At 37.0% G+C, this 17,601-nt stretch carries 12 protein-coding genes and 6 pseudogenes; 1 reads left to right on the top strand and 17 read right to left on the bottom strand.

The features are described from left to right. Window positions 1-14: 14 nt before the first annotated feature. The 17 genes and pseudogenes from AAEU33_RS21430 to AAEU33_RS21350 all read right to left on the bottom strand — a co-directional run bounded on the left by AAEU33_RS21430 (window position 15) and on the right by AAEU33_RS21350 (window position 14,412). Complete coding sequence (locus AAEU33_RS21430; protein WP_345990253.1) at window positions 15-518, bottom strand: FAD-dependent monooxygenase; 504 nt, start codon at window positions 516-518, stop codon at window positions 15-17. Then, window positions 469-966: a hypothetical protein gene (locus AAEU33_RS21425; protein ID WP_345990251.1), complete on the bottom strand. Its 498-nt coding sequence runs from the start codon at window positions 964-966 to the stop codon at window positions 469-471. Before AAEU33_RS21425 ends, AAEU33_RS21430 begins: the two co-directional genes overlap by 50 nt. Beyond that, window positions 966-1,160 carry an NAD(P)-binding protein gene (locus AAEU33_RS21420; protein ID WP_345990249.1) on the bottom strand — a complete coding sequence of 65 codons (195 nt, stop codon included), beginning with the start codon at window positions 1,158-1,160 and terminating at the stop codon, window positions 966-968. Before AAEU33_RS21420 ends, AAEU33_RS21425 begins: the two co-directional genes overlap by 1 nt. Before the next feature lie 24 nt (window positions 1,161-1,184). Next, window positions 1,185-1,463 (bottom strand): hypothetical protein, encoded by a 279-nt coding sequence (locus AAEU33_RS21415; RefSeq protein ID WP_345990248.1) that lies wholly within the window; start codon window positions 1,461-1,463, stop codon window positions 1,185-1,187. Between the two features lie 83 nt (window positions 1,464-1,546). Beyond that, entirely contained in the window at window positions 1,547-1,945 is a 399-nt protein-coding gene (locus AAEU33_RS21410) for a DUF6597 domain-containing transcriptional factor (protein ID WP_345990246.1), read from the bottom strand. A 636-nt stretch (window positions 1,946-2,581) separates the two neighbouring features. Beyond that, the gene (locus tag AAEU33_RS21405; protein WP_345990244.1) at window positions 2,582-3,130 is read right to left on the bottom strand and encodes a HAMP domain-containing sensor histidine kinase; all 549 of its coding nucleotides are present in this window, start codon (window positions 3,128-3,130) and stop codon (window positions 2,582-2,584) included. Window positions 3,131-3,293: 163 nt separating this feature from the next. Further along, window positions 3,294-3,422 carry a hypothetical protein gene (locus tag AAEU33_RS21400; RefSeq protein WP_345990242.1) on the bottom strand — a complete coding sequence of 43 codons (129 nt, stop codon included), beginning with the start codon at window positions 3,420-3,422 and terminating at the stop codon, window positions 3,294-3,296. After that, entirely contained in the window at window positions 3,407-3,616 is a 210-nt protein-coding gene (locus AAEU33_RS21395; RefSeq protein WP_345990241.1) for a PAS domain-containing protein, read from the bottom strand. The genes AAEU33_RS21400 and AAEU33_RS21395 overlap by 16 nt, the downstream gene beginning before the upstream one ends. After that, on the bottom strand, window positions 3,616-3,918 hold the full coding sequence (locus tag AAEU33_RS21390; protein ID WP_345990239.1) for a HAMP domain-containing protein: 303 nt from the start codon (window positions 3,916-3,918) through the stop codon (window positions 3,616-3,618). The genes AAEU33_RS21395 and AAEU33_RS21390 overlap by 1 nt, the downstream gene beginning before the upstream one ends. A 20-nt stretch (window positions 3,919-3,938) precedes the next feature. Then, window positions 3,939-4,289, bottom strand: a complete 351-nt coding sequence (locus tag AAEU33_RS21385) for a hypothetical protein (protein ID WP_345990237.1) — start codon at window positions 4,287-4,289, stop codon at window positions 3,939-3,941. A gap of 5 nt (window positions 4,290-4,294) precedes the next feature. Then, window positions 4,295-5,403, bottom strand: a pseudogene (locus AAEU33_RS21380) (sensor protein KdpD). A gap of 56 nt (window positions 5,404-5,459) precedes the next feature. Next, window positions 5,460-6,544: pseudogene (locus AAEU33_RS21375) on the bottom strand (porin). A 643-nt stretch (window positions 6,545-7,187) separates the two neighbouring features. Next, the gene (locus tag AAEU33_RS21370) at window positions 7,188-7,940 is read right to left on the bottom strand and encodes an outer membrane beta-barrel protein (RefSeq protein WP_345990235.1); all 753 of its coding nucleotides are present in this window, start codon (window positions 7,938-7,940) and stop codon (window positions 7,188-7,190) included. Between the two features lie 233 nt (window positions 7,941-8,173). Continuing rightward, window positions 8,174-8,730: pseudogene (kdpC, locus tag AAEU33_RS21365) on the bottom strand (potassium-transporting ATPase subunit KdpC). Between the two features lie 11 nt (window positions 8,731-8,741). After that, window positions 8,742-10,778: pseudogene (kdpB, locus tag AAEU33_RS21360) on the bottom strand (potassium-transporting ATPase subunit KdpB). A gap of 178 nt (window positions 10,779-10,956) precedes the next feature. Then, window positions 10,957-12,645 (bottom strand): annotated as a pseudogene (gene kdpA / locus AAEU33_RS21355) (potassium-transporting ATPase subunit KdpA). Window positions 12,646-13,087: 442 nt separating this feature from the next. Beyond that, window positions 13,088-14,412: pseudogene (locus tag AAEU33_RS21350) on the bottom strand (sigma-54 dependent transcriptional regulator). Window positions 14,413-14,692: 280 nt separating this feature from the next. On the opposite strand from AAEU33_RS21350, the gene AAEU33_RS21345 reads away from it, so the two are divergent. Continuing rightward, on the top strand, window positions 14,693-17,560 hold the full coding sequence (locus AAEU33_RS21345; RefSeq protein ID WP_345990233.1) for an insulinase family protein: 2,868 nt from the start codon (window positions 14,693-14,695) through the stop codon (window positions 17,558-17,560). Window positions 17,561-17,601: the final 41 nt, after the last annotated feature.

Below are 17,601 nucleotides of genomic sequence, written 5' to 3'. Positions count from 1 at the left end.
TTCACAGAGCTGTTTTAATCCCCATTAAACATCTTCATTAGTTTTTCTATAGCTTTAGGTTCATGCATCAGCACCGTATTATCCAAAGTAACCCGGGTAATTTCTGAAGCTCTTTTTAGCATTTGGTTTTCATAATGAGATAAAGCATCCTGAACGGTGTCATACTTGTTGCTAGTGAGGCATTCTGCAAGCTCATATGCATCCTGCATCGCCATATTTACTCCCTCTCCGGCATAAGGTGGCATCCTGTGGGCAGCATCCCCCAGCGTGGTCAGGTTAGGAAGTGTTTCCCATTTTTGATCAAGCGGGTAGTGGTACTGAGGACGTACAACAAATGATGAATCCTCACTCATAAACAATTCCTGCCAGGTCTCATTCCATGTTCCAAATTCTTTTCTGAACCATTCGAAGATCTGCTCTCGGTTACTAAAATCGATTCCGGATTCCCTGACCCAATTTTCATCGACTTTACATCCTGTATAAAAAGTGAGCGTACCATCTCCTTTGGTGCTGAACAATAATGTTTTTCTTCATCCAACGCAAAAATTTTACCCCTTCTACAAGCTTCCAGAGCTTTGGAGCATTAATAGCTGCGTGGTAAATATTTCCCTCAACCATAGTTATTCCTGAATAAACAGGCTGAATATCTGTAATATAAGGTCGTATTCTGGAGTTGGCTCCGTCAGCGGCAATAACGATGTCTGCATCATACGATTTCCCGTTTTTAAAATAAAGCCTCCAGCCATCACCTTGTTTTTCCATAGATAAAAACTGACTATCCCAAACCACGGTTCCCGGAGTAAGTGCTTCCAACAGAATTTTTCTTAATGGAGCCCTATCGATTTCAGGACGGTCTTCACTATGTGAATTCACTGAGTCATGTTCATTGAGATAAACTGTAAGGTCTTTGTCTAAAATTTTTAATTTTCCCGCATCTGGACGGTAGTGAGCGATAAAAGCATCCATTAACCCGGCTCTTTTAAAGCTTCCAGTCCTGATTCTTCATGCAGATCCAAAGTTGCTCCCTGTACACGGACATCTTTATGCTCATCACGCTCATAAACTTGAACTTCAGCTTTGTTGATCTGCAGGAGATTTGCCAAAGTAAGCCCGCCGGGACCACCACCAATAATGGCTATTTTTTTATTTTGTACTATCATAATCTATTAAATTATGACGCAAAATTACTTCCCAGGAAGAACAGAAAATTGTATAAATCGGTCGTTTTTATTTTGGCTGAGTTCTTTGGGGAGAAATCCGGAAAGCCTTTTAATCTCTTTTATAAAATGAGACTGGTCACTAAAGTTTTGTTCGGGAAAAAGTTTTCCTTCTTTAATATGTGTAAAAGAGGCTCTGAATCTGAGAATTCCACAATAGGACTTTAAGGAAATACCGTATTGCTGATTAAAATAACGGTTGATCTGCCGTTCACTCCATATCACCTTTTCAGAAAGTTCTTTCACAGAAATATCTCCGTTGGCAGAGTAGACAAGGTCAAACAGCTTCCGTTTCCGCTCATCAATTTTCCGCAGAGAAAGTTCAGATGCTATTTTCTCTGTTGCTTTTTACAGAACTGATTAAAATCGTTCATATCATCCACAGTGAAACCCCAGAAATTCTCAGGCAGGTTCTTAGAATAATCTAAAATATCAGAAACAGTTTCGTGAAGTATATATTCGGTTGCCAGTAAATTAAAACTAATTGCAAAGGTTTTGGATTTTTCAGCAATTACAATTTCCTCAGGATGTGTTCCAATGCCTAAAAGAACAATATGAAAAGGCATTGTGGAGGACTGTGACAATATAATATCTATCCTTCCGTCAGGTAAAAGAATAGTTTCTTTTGTTTCTGACGGATTATCCAACATCCAGAAACTTTCTACAAAGTCTTTAAGAGAAGGCTCAGGCAGTTGAGAAGCATAGATAAGATTATTAGTCAGTTCCATAAATTAATATACTTATAATATGAAAATGATTTTTTTTTTATTTGATTGGGTAATTTTTAATCAAAATTTTCTTGTGAGTGAAAGGAACTCAATTTTTTATTTAAAATTTCTAATAATTTACTTGTTTTAATATTCAGGATATCACTTTGTATTACATTTTGAGCATTAGAATATATTGGAAATTTTTTATGTGAAGCATTTTCAGGATACTTCAGAACAATATGAATATATTCAGTTGTTTTAAGTCCCCGGTATCTTGTATCGGAGACGGAAAATTTTGAAATTTCTTCAAATTTTACTGAAACAGGTTTTCTCAATAAATTATGAATTATTATCCCGGAATTAGTAATACTTAGTAATGGCTTTCTTCGCAGTAATAACAATATTGAATATATTGAACTGAAAAGGAAAAGCAGAAAACCAAAATGAAGTATGATGACTTTATATAAAATCTGATTTTCTAGTTTATCATAAGATTGAATAAATAATAAGCAGAAACCAACTGATATAATAAGTATAATTAAACTCTTAATCTTATTAGAATAAAAATGGATTTCTTTCATTATAATATAAAATAAATTTGGATGCTAATAAATTAGCATCCAAATTTATGAAATCTCACTCTAGAATTTTAATCTAAGCCACCGGCAACCCAAAATAGAATGTACTTCCTTGGTCGGGTGCACTTTTTACTCCAATTTCACCATGTTGTTTTTCGATAAAGTTTTTCGAAATGGCCAGCCCTAGGCCGGTTCCGTTCTGATGTTCTCCCGGTACCTGAAAGTAGCGGTCGAAAATCTGGCGGTGGTATTTTTCATCAATTCCGCTTCCTGTGTCTGTGATGCTAAATAAGATCATTGCTTCAGACTTCTCTACCAGTATCCGGATGTTTTCGTCCTGAAAAGAATGTTTAATGGCGTTACTCAGGAAGTTATTCATCACCCAAACGGTTTTATCAAAATCTGCGGAAACAAGATCTTCTTCACTTGTGAGAAAGTCGGTGCTGATAGAAATATTCTTTTGTTCCGCTAGTTTTTCAACATTTTTAATAGCGGTAGTAACAATTTCTTTCGGTGAGCAGCTTTTAATATTCAGACGAATATTTCCGGTTTCCACCTGCGAGAGATTTAAAAGCTCACCTGTAATATCCAGGAGTCTTTGCCCGTCATCGTTGATGCTTTTCAATAATTCCTGTTGTTGATCATTAAGTTCTCCGAATTTCTGATTCCCTAAAAGCTGAACCCCATTTTTATAGCCGCAATCGGGGTTTTAATTCATGGGAAATCGTTGCTATAAAATTGGTTTTGCAAAATCCAGCTCTTTGAAAGGGTGATATTCCGGAGAAGGATTACCTTTCCGATATATCTTTTTCCTTTTCGCCTGTTTTGGCAATATTAATGGGAACAATTTCCTGTTCGAAATAGTTCTCCTTATTATCAGAGACAATTTTGATCGGATCTTTTACAGGATGGTCCATATTTTTAAGCAGCTCCTGATCAGGTCATTGTTTACAGCAACTTCATGAGCTGTTTTGCCAATAATTTCTTCCTTACGAAGGTTGGTGATTTTTAAAGCTTCATCATTGATCATGTAGATGTAATGATTTTCATCAAGTCCGATGACAGCGTCATGCATATTATTAACCAATGTTTCGATCCGCTTTTTATCCATCAGCTGTGTGGAAAGGTGCTGCTTTCGTATTCCTGTAATTTCTCTGCCATGATATTGAAAGAGTTGGCCAGATCATTGAATTCTTCGCTTCCTTTAAAATGAACCCTTTCATTATAATTTTTATTGGCGATCTGCTTGATGCTGAAGGTCAGTTGGTTGATAGGCTCAGCAATAGTCTGTGGCAAATTAAACAAGAGGATAAAAGCGATAAGAAAACATACGGTTCCTAAACTTACGATCCAGAATGTGGCGCGTTCAGCAGTAACAATAGCAATGTCACTTTTACGCTCAATTCCTTTCATGTTCAGAGACATGATCTTTACTAAATCTTCACGGATAAGCTTTTCTTTTTATAATCAGATTGCTTCAGATAACTGCTGAAGTGGATCTTCAGATTCTGAGTGATTTCTTTTTCGCCGATTTCTGAAAGGTTATGTTCCTGTAGTGCATTATTTTTTTCAAAATCTCTGACGGAAACAACGCTGTCTGTGCTCATTCTGTCCAGGGCAATCAGCATATTTTTAGAATACTCAAGGCTGTTGTAATTGGCTGTAAGGATTTTCTCGGTGTCTGATTTTAGTTTATTGATGTACACAGAACCGATCACTGACAGTAAAACGATCAGTAAAAATAAAAGACCAACGCCTAATGTGAGTTTAGTTTTAAGTTTCATTACTCTTAAGATAAAATGATAATGTCTATCTGTCGTTCGTTCAATCGGTTCATTAAGGTATAAATCCAGCTATATCCCGAAATTCTTTGCCAGAAATGAGAATGTGGTTTTCCAATGCAAACCGTTGTAATATTATGCTGGATCACATAATCCAGAATCCCTTTATGAACGCTGTTTTCCTTTATCCTGATTACTTTAGCCCCCATTTCCTGTGCTAAATTAAAATTATTAATTAAATATCGTTGCTTATTTAGGGCTATTTTTTCCGGATTTTCCGAAGGTTTCTGTACATATAACACTGTCCACGGACTGTTGTAATAACTTGCCAGACGTGCTGTTTTCCGGATAATATTTTTGGCAATTTTCTCATTACTGCTTATGCAGGCGAGGAATTTTATAGGCTTAAAGTTTTCAGTTTTAATTTCTGTTTCTACCTTTCGTTCAACGTGGGTAGCAACTTCTTTTAAGGAAAGTTCCCGGAGCTGAAGAATATGTCCGCTTTGAAAGAAATTGTTCAGTGCTGTCTGAATTTTATCTTTTTTATAGATCTTTCCTTCTTTCAACCGCGTGAGAAGCTCATCAGCCGTTAGGTCTATATTCACAACTTCATCAGCAAGGGCTAGAACTTTATCCGGAACACGTTCAGTAACCTCCACACCGGTAATCTTTTTACCTCTTCGTTCAGGCTCTCAATATGCTGGATGTTCATTGCGCTGATGACATTGATCCCATTATCAAGAATTTCAAGGACGTCCTGCCATCTTTTCTTATTTTTTGAACCTTCAACATTTGTATGAGCCAGCTCATCGACAAGAACTACCTCCGGATGCTCATTAATAATAGCCTGAAGATCCATTTCTTCAAGATTTTTACCCTTGTAGAAGACAGATCTTCTTGCTATTTCAGGAATGCCATCAACCAATGCCACTGTTTCTTCCCGACCGTGGGTCTCAATATAACCAATCTTTACATCAATACCATTTCGTAACAGGGCATGAGCTTCCTGAAGCATTCGGAAGGTTTTTCCCACACCTGCACTCATTCCAATGTAGATCTTGAATTTCCCTTTTTTGGATTTCTGGATCAGTTCTAAAAATTGTATTGCTGATGACATTGATTTTATTCTTTTGAGTTTAACTTTTAACAATTTTTATATCGCTTCATGGGTTATTAAAACCAGACCGAAAGGCTGGTTGTAATGAAAAATTTCCCTGCTTCATATCGTCACCTTTTGCAAAGATCGCGTCTTTAGAGCTAAATCCTCTTGCCTCGGTACGAAATATAACATTCTTTAAAATAGCATAATCGATGTTCAGAGAATATCCGAACGTTTGAAATCCGTTAGGTGTTTTAGTGCTTATGATCACTCCGTTTTTATCATTATAATATTCAAGTCTTCCTGCAACAGCCCATCGATTATCCAGTTGGTATTTCATCAATATGTTGGGGCTATACCACACATTATACTGGTCACTGCCTTTTGATTTCTGTTCAGCACCAATATCAAACCCCAACACTGCTGAAAATGCTTCCGTTAATTGAAAACTTCCATACAAATCATGGAAATAACGCATTCTTTTATCCTCTTTTGCTTTATCATTTCCAATAAAAGAACTGCTGTTGAGGGTAATTTTATCATTGGGTTTATAGGTTACCTGATGTCCGAAAGAAATCGTTTGGTTTCCCTCTGGTTTTGCAATACGCTGCCATCCGTTCAATACGAGTCCGCTTAAAAACCATTTTCCGTTGTCAGAGGTATAAGATAATTTGGCACCGGTTTCAAAATAAGGAGAATTTTCAGCAGCGAAACTTCTGGTTAAATTCATATTATCTTTTCCTATAGCACTTTCCCAACCAATATGTGATGGCATTATGCCGGCATCAATCCAGAGGTTTTTCGTTTTTGAAACTTTAATACCAATATTAGCTTCATTTACATAGCGAAGTGCATTTTGCTCTGCAGCCATATTATCCTGGGCATAAGTTCCTGCCATTAAAGCAAAGTTGGCACGAAGCTGTTCACTTTCATAAGAAGCTTTTATCAAACCTAAGTTAAGATTTACTTCGTTATGTCTGTTGTAGGAATACAAGAAATTTTGGCGAAGATGATTACTGGGTTCATTGAAATCATAAGTGTAAAACAGTTCTGCATAAGCAGAAAATTTTACTTTAGGACTCAGTTTCATTGAATCTGAAGATTGTGCTTTCGGAAAAAAAATTCCTAATAGTATTCCAACAACAATATATTTTTTCATGTGATTTTAATAGTTAAATGATATTATTACAATCTGAACATTACAGCGAGTGTAAATCTGCTGTCAGACTTTCTCAGATCCGGTCTCCATGATTCTATAGGAGTATCTATCCATCCATCCGGACTGGTTGTTCCTTCTCTTCCGGCAAAATAGGGGATATTGCTTTTTCTGAAGCCATATTCTAATCTGAAGGTCACAAACTGATTAGGCATGATATCTACTGTTGCTGTTCCCTGAAACATTTTAAGTTTTTCTCCTGATGCAATTGCATCGTTGAAATCATTCTGAGCAACAGGAGAAGGTGAAAACGCTAAATAAGCTCCCGGATTCGAAACCGCGTCCGCTCTTAAAGTTAAAGCAATTTTATTATTATGAAACCAGAGTCTGTTAGCAACGGAAGTACCAATCATATAATTGTCCCTGGCCTTTATACCGCCTCCACTTTGAAACCCGTAATGGTTATTGATACTGAATGCTGCCTGTGATAAGCCTTTGCTTTCTTTATTTTTATAGTATCTGGCTACAATACTGTGGTCGTGGTGAAAACGGCGAACTCCAGGGTTGTTTCTTGTATCTTTTCCGTTAAGATAAAAATTAGCTACCAGCTGTAGATTCTCTGTAGGACGATAATAATTGGAAACCCCTAAACCAAGACCCGTATTCCAGGAATTGTAAGTTTGCCATCCATTGAGAACCCAGATCTCAGTTTTGAATTTTTTGAAGGATAAGCCTGAATTCTTGCTCCCTGAAAATAGAAAGGGGTAAAATCGCACACCAAACTTCTCTGGTAGTTCCAGTTTTCTCCCAGTACATAACTTTCCAAACCGATATAGCTCATGAAAATTCCGGCTTCCACATTCAAGCCGTGCATTACATTAAAGTGATAACCTGCTGCTGCTTCACGGATATATTTTAAATTACCTACGCTCGTATTTTTACCGTGATTTACAGTTCCATCAAGATCCTGAACGATAGAGCCCATTTGTCCGTACTGTAACCATAAACGACCGATTACATTCTTATAATTGGTCTCTAAACCAATACTAGCCATATTAATGGTCACTTCATTAGAACGTCCTATAGCTGAGGAAATAGTGTGTGTGTTATCTTTTGGGCGGTTAAAATCATAATTGTAATAAGCGTCCACATAGGTTACACCTGTAAGTATAGTTTCTCCATCTTTGTCTTTTAGGGTTAAAGGAAAATCGGTTTGACGATTCTGACCGTTGATCCACGTCAGGTCATATCCATCAAAAGGAATTCTGGATTCCATTTTTGTGATTAATGAATCTTTGGGTTTGCCAAGAAGGGAATCTTTTTTTATTTCCTGGCCGTTGATTTGGCTCAAAGCAGTAAGTCCTAAGAAACATGCTGCATGAAAAGTTTTTGATTTCATTATAAATATTGATAATAATGTGTTGAAGTAATGGTGGAAAAGGCTTTCCACTATAAAAGGGGTTAAAAAAATGAATTCTGTAAACGGTAGGAATATTTTTATGATATAGAAACGAAATCTTTTCGTAATGGGAAACTTTGATATCCGTTTAGTTAGAATTTTAGATTACAGAATTCATTATAAGCTGAGGTTCTCTTTTGATTACTAAATTTTAATGTAAAGGAGATCTGTTTCTATTGTAATTTATCTAAAGCAATGTTAAGCTTCAGTACGTTGACTTTTGAAGGTCCAAAAATTCCCAATAGGGGTTTTTCAGTATTTGTTTTAACAAGACTTTCAATTCTGGCCTCAGAAAGATTTCTTTCTTTTGCCACTCTTTTATCTGGTAAAGAGCTCCTGCTTCTGAAATATCAGGATCCAACCCGCTTCCACTGGCGGTAACAAGCTCTACAGGTACTTCTGTATCTTTCATTTCAGGATTCTGCATTTTTAAAGTATCGATTCTCTTTTGAACTGTTTCCAGATACTCCTTATTACTTGGGCCTTTATTGCTTCCGGCGCTCCCCGCTGCATTATAATTAGCTGCGGATGGACGGCTGTGAAAATATTTTGGCGACTTGAACTCCTGTCCTATATTAGCATAGAATTTCTGGTCCCGATAAGTAATGGTTTCTGCATTTCCCTGTGTAGGAAGTAATTTTGAACCTATCAATACAAAAAGTAAATAAAAGCCCGTACAAACCAGCATGACGAATGTTAATTTTAATGCTGAAATAAAATAAATTTTCATTGTTTTAAATTTTAAAAGAATAAACTGATGAATAAATCAATAAGTTTTATTCCGATGAATGGAACAATAACACCTCCTAAACCATAGATCAAAAGATTTCTTCTGAGCAAAGCGCTTGCGCCAATAGGTTTATAAGTCACACCTTTCAATGCCAATGGAATTAGTGCAGGAATGATAACCGCATTGAAAATGATCGCAGATAATATCGCAGATTCAGGGCTATGAAGATTCATGATATTCAACTTCTGAAGAGCTGGAATAAAAGTGATAAACAAAGCCGGGATGATGGCAAAATATTTAGCAACGTCATTCGCAATACTGAAAGTGGTAAGGGTTCCACGGGTCATTAATAATTGTTTTCCGATCTCTACAATTTCAATCAGCTTCGTAGGGTCATTATCAAGATCTACCATGTTTCCCGCTTCTTTCGCTGCTTGTGTCCCACTGTTCATGGCAACACCTACATCTGCCTGAGCTAAAGCCGGTGCATCATTCGTTCCATCTCCCATCATCGCAACCAGTTTTCCGGACTGCTGTTCTTTTTTGATGTAGTTCATTTTATCCTCAGGTTTAGCTTCAGCGATAAAATCATCAACACCTGCCTTTTCTGCAATAAACTTGGCCGTTAAAGGATTATCTCCGGTTACCATTACGGTTTTTACACCCATTTTTCTTAAACGCTGAAAACGTTCCTGGATTCCTGTTTTAATGATATCCTGTAGTTCAATTACTCCCCATACTTTCTCGTTAACCGACACCACCAACGGAGTTCCTCCGTTTTCAGAAATTTTAGTGGTTGCATCCTGAGTTTCCTGAGGAAAGATATTTCCTGCTTTTTCAGTTAATTTTTTAATCGTATCGTAAGCTCCTTTTCGGATACGTGTATCTTCGAAATCAATCCCTGACGTCCTTGTCTCGGCCGTAAAATCGATATAAGTAGGGCTGGAGACAATCAGGTCCTGAGGCTGTAGTTCACTCAGCTCAATAATTGATTTCCTTCCGGTGTTTCATCCGCTACAGAACTTAAAGCTGCCGCTTTAATAAACTCATCAAGTTGTATGTTATTGGCAGGATGAAACTGGGTTGCTTTACGGTTCCCAATGGTGATGGTACCTGTTTTATCCAGAAGCAGAACGTCAATATCTCCGGCTGTTTCTACAGCTTTACCACTTTTGGTAATCACATTCGCTCTTAAAGCTCGGTCCATCCCGGCGATACCGATTGCAGAAAGCAAACCTCCAATTGTTGTCGGGATCAAACAAACGAAAAGGGATATAAATGCCGCAATAGTAATTGGGGTTTGCGCATAGTCTGCAAAGGGTTTTAAAGTAAGGGTAACGATTATAAAAGTAAGGGTGAACCCGGCTAAAAGTATGGTTAATGCGATTTCATTAGGTGTTTTTTGTCTGGATGCACCCTCAACAAGGGCAATCATTTTATCAAGAAAAGATTCACCGGGTTTTGTGGTTACTTTCACTTTGATACGGTCTGAAAGTACTTTGGTACCTCCGGTTACAGAGCTTTTATCACCACCTGCTTCACGAATGACCGGGGCACTTTCCCCAGTAATGGCTGACTCATCAATTGTTGCGAGCCCTTCGATGATTTCACCATCCATAGGAATCTGATCACCCGCTTCACAAAGGAAGATATCTCCCAACTTCATTTCAGCAGACATTTTTAATGTAGTGTCTACCTGAAATCCGGGCTTGTTGTCAACAATTAATTTAGCAGGAGTTTCTTCACGTGTTTTTCGAAGGGTATCAGCCTGGGCTTTTCCTCTTGCCTCAGCAATGGCTTCAGCAAAGTTGGCAAACAATACAGTGAAGAATAAAATGATAAATACTAAAAATTATATAAGAAGCTACCCTGTGTTTTATCACCCGTTAAGCTGAATAAGCTTACGATGAGCATAACGACGGTTCCGACTTCTACCAGAAACATCACTGGATTTTTAAACATAATTTTCGGATTTAGTTTTACGAAAGACTGTTTGATAGCCTCATTGACCAAATCTTTTGAAATAATGTTTGTGATTGATTTTTCATTGTTGAAAAGAATTATATAATTGTTAATCAAGAGGAACCATTAAGGTGGTTAAAATAATAAGGTGAGGTATGGATAATATTATTCAAGTGAATGTTTCTATGATATCAGACTAGTTTGAATTTCCTTGATTTCAGATCCTTAATGGTCCTGTTGATTTTTACTTGGTAGTGTTCACGTTTATTTAGAAAAATACTGGATTTGTTCTGCAATAGGTCCCAGTGTCAATGCAGGGAAGAAAGATAATGCTGCTATCAGAAGTATCACCGCGAGAGTCATAAATCCGAAAGTTGCAGTATCTGTTTTTAAAGTACCGGCACTTTCAGGGATATATTTCTTCTGAGCCAGGTATCCTGCAATAGCGATAGGACCGATAATAGGTATAAACCTTGAAAGCAGCAGTACGATTCCTGTAGAGATATTCCACCATGGAGTATTATCGCCTAATCCTTCAAACCCTGATCCATTGTTGGCAGATGAAGAAGTGAATTCATATAGCATTTCACTGAAGCCATGGAATCCCGGGTTATTCAGCGTTTTGGCTCCGAACTCAGGGAAATAAGCCGTTAATGCTGTTCCCACAAGAATTAAAAACGGGTGAAATAAAGCCACAATCATTGCAATTTTCATTTCTTTGGCTTCGATTTTTTTACCCAAAAACTCGGGTGTTCTTCCCACCATTAATCCACTAATGAATACAGCCAGAATAATAAAAATGAAATAGTTTAAAATTCCGACACCACAACCTCCGTAAAAACAGTTGATCATCATGGCAAGAAGCTGATTCATTCCTGAAAGAGGCATCATACTGTCATGCATTGCATTGACTGAGCCTGTAGAAATAACAGTTGTAGCAATACTCCAATATCCCGAAGCAGCACTTCCAAAACGTATTTCTTTGCCCTCCATTGCACCTAACTGATGATCGGCACCCATCTGTGTGATCAGTGGATTTCCATGGATTTCATTTAAGATGGTAGAGTGGCCAATGCCAGAAAGCCTATGGTCATTACAGAAAATATCGTCCATGAAAGTCTTTTCTTTTTTAAATAGAACCCCAATGCGAATACCAAAGGAATGGAATGATCATCTGAGTGACCATTTCTGTCATATTAGTTAAGTAATTAGGATTTTCAAGAGGATGTGCCGAATTGGTTCCAAAGAAGCCCCACCATTCGTTCCCAAATGCTTGATGGCAATAAAAGCCGCGGCGGGTCCCCTGGAGATATCAACTTTTTGTCCTTCCAGAGTAGTGATGTGATCTTTTCCTTCAAAAGTCATCGGACTTCCGTTGGCAGAAAGAATCAGAGCAACAATAATACTTATTGGGATCAGGATTCTGATCATGGATTTAGTAAAAAAATCAAAAAAGTTTCCCAATTCTGTTGTTGTCTTTTCTTTAAATGCTTTGAAAAGTACAGCCATAGCAGCCATTCCGGTTGCAGCAGTTACAAATTGAAGAAACATTAAATACAGCTGGCTTAAATAACTGACTCCGTTTCCTGAATAATGCTGAAGGTTACAGTTGACTAAAAATGATATTGCCGTATTAAAAGCAAGATCGGGAGACATATTAGGGTTTCCGTCGGGATTTAAAGGAAGCCAGGATTGATTGAGTAAAATGAAAAATCCAATAATCAACCAAACCAGATTGATACTCAACATGGCAAACATATTTTGCTTCCATGTCATTTGACGGTTAGGGTTAATTCCGGATATTTTATAAATTAATTTTTCAATGGGCTGGAAAACAGGATCCAAAAAGGTTTTTTTATGGCCATAAACATTAGCAATATATTTTCCTAAAAATATTCCTATTACCAATGTGATAACAAACATCGCTATGATGCCTAAAATTTCTGTGTTCATGATAGATTAAAATTTTTCTGGTTTTATAAGAACATAGCAGATATACACGAAGGCCAGTATTGAAAGAAAAAACAAACTCCACATAGCTTTATATTTTATCAAAAAATTCAACGGACTTATACAATAGCCAAAATAAAATGGCGCTCAGGACTAATAAAATTATCAACATCATCTTATCATAATTAAGGTTAAAAGGGTAAACAGTACATAAGACACGATCAGGAAGCTGAACTTCGAATGACGCCGTGTTTTGAATGTTTTTTTTGAAATAGTCATTTTAAAATATTTATTATGTTATCCTTAATGCCAAAAAAGAATCCATTCTTTTGTTTTTTATTTTAATGTTTTGTATTACAGTGTTTTATTGGTGTTTTGAAAAGGTGTTGAAAACAAAAAAGCCTATCAAAATGATAGGCTCTTTATTAAAATGATAGGCTCGTTTTTATCGTAATCCGTATTCTTCCAGCTTGCGGTATAATGTGGCAATACCGATTTCCAGAAGTCTTGCAGCCTCGGCTTTGTTTCCTTTAGTATAATGTAAAACTTTTTGTATATGTTCTTTTTCTAGGGAACGGATGCTTAAAGAATCCTTATCACCGGTCACTTTTTCTGAGTAGTGCGGAAGGCTCTCAGCATTCAGAATATTCTCGTTCATTAATATCAAACTTCTTTCTACCGTATTTCGCAATTCGCGGATGTTCCCTTTCCAGTCATTTTTTTCCAGTGTTTTATAGTACTCGGAGACACCTGTACAGCGCTGAGGTGCAATTTATGAGAGAACATATCAATAAAATTCTTTGCAAGAATTTTTAAGTCTTCCTTCCTTTCACGAAGAGGAGGAAGGCTAATCTCAAAGACATTCAACCTGAAATACAGATCTTCTCTAAAGTTTCCTTGTTTTATTTCTTCTTCCAGGTTTCTGTTTGTAGCAGCGATCAACCTGAAATCTGACTTCGAAACCTTGGTTTCACCCATTTTAATGAATTCATGGGTTTCAAGAACACGGAGTAATTTAGCTTGAAGTTCCATAGGCATTTCTCCGATTTCATCTAAAAATAAAGTCCCGCCATTAGCTTCTTCTACCAAACCCTTTTTGTCTTTTACCGCTCCCGTAAATGAACCTTGTTTATGGCCAAAAAGTTCGCTTTCAAGAATTTCTTTGCTGAATGCAGAACAGTTGATGGCAACAAAATTATTTTTCTTTCTCTCACTTCCTTCATGGATAGCGTTGGCAAAGACTTCCTTTCCTGTTCCGGTTTCCCCTGTTAAAAGTACCGTAGCATCCGTTAGAGCAACCCTTTCCGCTAATTTTTTAGCCTCCAGGATGGCAGGTGAATGACCGATGATCTGATTAAATCCTTTTTGTGAATCCTTCTTCTGGACAATTTTAGATTTATTATCCTTTACTTTATCCAGTGCTTTATACACCAAAGGAATAATTTTATCATTATCATCCCCTTTTACCAGGTAATCGTAGGCACCGTTTTTCATTGCCTGAACAGCATCCGTAATATTTCCGAAGGCAGTCATAAGAATAACTTCCTGATGCGGATATTTTGTTTTAATGGATTTTACAAGCTCAACTCCAAATGCATCCGGAAGCCGGACATCGCTTAAAACAACATCAAATTCGTATTGCTCAAGCATCGTCATGGCAGAACGGGCAGTAGACGCTTCTTTAACATTAAAATCTTCCTGAGAAAGAATCATTCCCAAAAGTTTGAGAAGTTTAAGCTCATCATCGATGATCAGAATATTTCCGGACATGGTATAAATTTTAGGTAAAACCTGATGCAAACTTAATCAAACTTACAGATACAAACCGAATGTGAGAGATTTTATTTATTGTAAAATGTACTATTGGATAAAGTACCATATGATCCTGGTGGGTAATAAATCGCCTTTTCAATTCGGTAAATTGGCAATTCAGCAATTCCACTTTTTGAATTGTCATCATAGATGTAATAATTATAAAAGTAATATGCTTTTTTAGTATTCCTTACATTTGTAAAGCATTCTATTTTAATGAATGAAAATGAATTTACATATGACGGACAAAAGATACAAGGAAACAATTCATACTGATAAAAACAACTACGAATATATAACCATTACTCACGATGAAAACGGAGTCAGAATCTATACCCTTAAAAACGGATTAAAAGTATTTCTTGCCCAGAATTTTGATTCACCAAGGATTCAGACCTATATTCCCGTAAGAACCGGAAGCAACAATGACCCTTCTGATAATACAGGGCTTGCCCATTATCTGGAGCATATGATGTTTAAAGGAACCTCAGGAATCGGAACCCAAAACTGGGAAAAAGAAAAGGTTTTGTTAGATCAGATTTCAGAATTGTACGAACAACATAAGGCAGAGGCAGATCCTGAAAAGAAGAAAGAAATCTATAAAAAAATAGATGAGGTATCCCAGGACGCCAGTCAATATGCTATAGCGAATGAATATGATAAAGTGATCTCATCATTGGGAGCAAGCGGAACTAATGCGCATACGTGGTTTGATGAGACGGTTTATAAAAACAACATTCCCAGTAACGAGCTTGAGAAATGGCTGAAAGTTGAAAAAGAGCGATTTTCAGAAATTGTGTTACGCCTTTTTCATACCGAGCTGGAATCAGTATACGAAGAATTTAACCGGGCGCAGGATAATGACTCTAGGTTAGTAAATTATGAACTGATGGATGCTCTTTTTCCTACCCATGCCAATGGCCAACAAACAACTCTGGGAAAAGCCGAACATTTGAAAAATCCTTCCATGAAGGCGATTCACAAATATTTCGATGAGTATTATGTTCCTAATAACTATGCCATGGTCATGGTTGGTGATCTTGACTATGAACGTACGATTCAGCTTATAGATCAATATTTCGGAACGATTCCTTATAAAGAATTACCAAAGAAAACTCCGGTGGTAGAACAGCCTCTCCGGGGAATTGTAGAAAGAACTGTAAAAAGTCCGACCACACCGAGGGTTCAGATGGCCTGGAGAACGGATAGCTATGGAACCCGGGAAGCTATGTTGGCAGATATTACTGCAAATATTATGAGTAACAGGGGAGAAGCCGGATTACTAGACCTTAATATTAATCAGACCCAACGGATGTTATGGGCACAGGCATTTTCAGTAGGATTAAAGCAATATGGATATTTTTCAATTGTGGCTGTTCCTAAAGAAACCCAATCTTTGAAAGATGCAAAGGATATGGTTTTGGAGCAGATAGAACTGATCAAAAGAGGAGAATTTCCGGATTGGATGCTTCCTGCCATCATCAATGATTTCAAACTTCAGAGAATGAAGGCTCTTGAAACCGCTGATGGTTTGGCTACCAATCTCTATGATACCTATATAAAAGGAAGAACCTGGGAAGAGGAGCTTAATGAAATGGATGTATATGCTTCATTCACAAAACAGGATGTTATTCATTTTGCCAATGATTTTTTTAAGGACAATTATGTTCTGATAAATAAGGAAAAAGGAGTTAATGACAAGCTGATCAGGGTTGAAAACCCCGGAATTACACCGATTAAGATTAACAGAGATGCTCAATCGGAATTTTTAAAACAGATTTTAGCGGAAAAAACGGAAGATATTCAACCTGAATTTATTGATTATGATAAAGAGATCATAACCGGACAGGTTAAGGATAAGAAACTTAGCTTTGTCAAAAACAAATATAACGATATAGCACAGGTCTATTTCATTTTCCCACTTGGAAGTGATCATGATCGTGATCTGGCAATATCAACGCAGCTGCTCCAGTATTTGGGAACTGAAGATTATGCTCCTGAAGATCTGAAGAAAGAGTTCTTTAAAATTGGTGTGAGTAATGATTTTAAAACAACCAATGATCAGTTAACGATTTCATTGAGCGGTTTGGAGGAAAACATTGAAAAAGGAATTAGCCTTCTTCAACATTGGATGTATAAAGTAAAGCCGGATCAGGAAATCTACAAACAGTTTGTAGAAACAGTTCTTGAAAACCGTGAAGCGATGAAAAAAGATAAAAACCGGATTATGACAGCTCTAACGAATTACACCAAGTTGGGCGAATTTTCCAGGTTTACAGATGTGATTTCTAAAGAGGAACTTCAAAACAGTGAAGTTGAAATATTTACGGACAGAATGAAAAGAATGTTCGCGTTTCCATATCAGATATTCTTCTACGGAAAAAATCTGGAGAATTTCAAAACGTATATTGACAATTATGTTGAGGTTTCAAGCCTTGAAATTCCGGAGCCTAAGAAGTATCCCGAGCCTGAAACCGATGGGAAAGTGAATTTCATCAATTATGATATGGTACAGGTTGAAATGAGCAAAATAGGTAGAGGGCACAATATCAATACTGCTAACTTAGGTAAGATTAACGTTTTCAACGAATATTTTGGACGGGGATTGTCTTCCATTGTATTTCAGGAGATCCGGGAGAGCAAGAGCTTAGCCTATTCAGCATACGTTTCTTATGCTGCAAATTCAGAATCCGGACACCCGGATTATGTAACGACATATATTGGGACACAGCCTGATAAGCTACAGATTGCCGTAGATACGATGTCTGAACTGATGAATGAACTCCCTGAAGTGCCCATCCAATTTGAAAATGCAAAAAGTACAGCTCTGAAACAGATCGCTTCTACGAGAATTACCAGAACGAACATTTTCTTTAATACATTAAGATTAAAGAAAATCGGAATTAATCATGATTTCAGAAAAGATATGTATGAGGAAATTCAAAAGTTGGATTTTAACGGGATAAAAGAATTTTACCGGACAGAAATAAAACCCTTGCGTTTTAATACAGCTATTCTTGGCAAAAAAGAGAATCTTGATATGGACGCTGTCAATAAAATGGGGAGTTTTAAAGAAGTCAGTTTAAAAGATATTTTTGGACATTAGATATTAATATATAATATACTAATCATATTAAACCCCGAAGA

This window comes from Chryseobacterium sp. Chry.R1 (genome assembly GCF_039645525.1).
Taxonomy (GTDB): Bacteria; Bacteroidota; Bacteroidia; order Flavobacteriales; family Weeksellaceae; genus Chryseobacterium; species Chryseobacterium proteolyticum.
The sequence above is the reverse complement of the archived record's forward strand: the minus strand, read 5'-3'. Positions and strand labels throughout refer to the sequence as shown.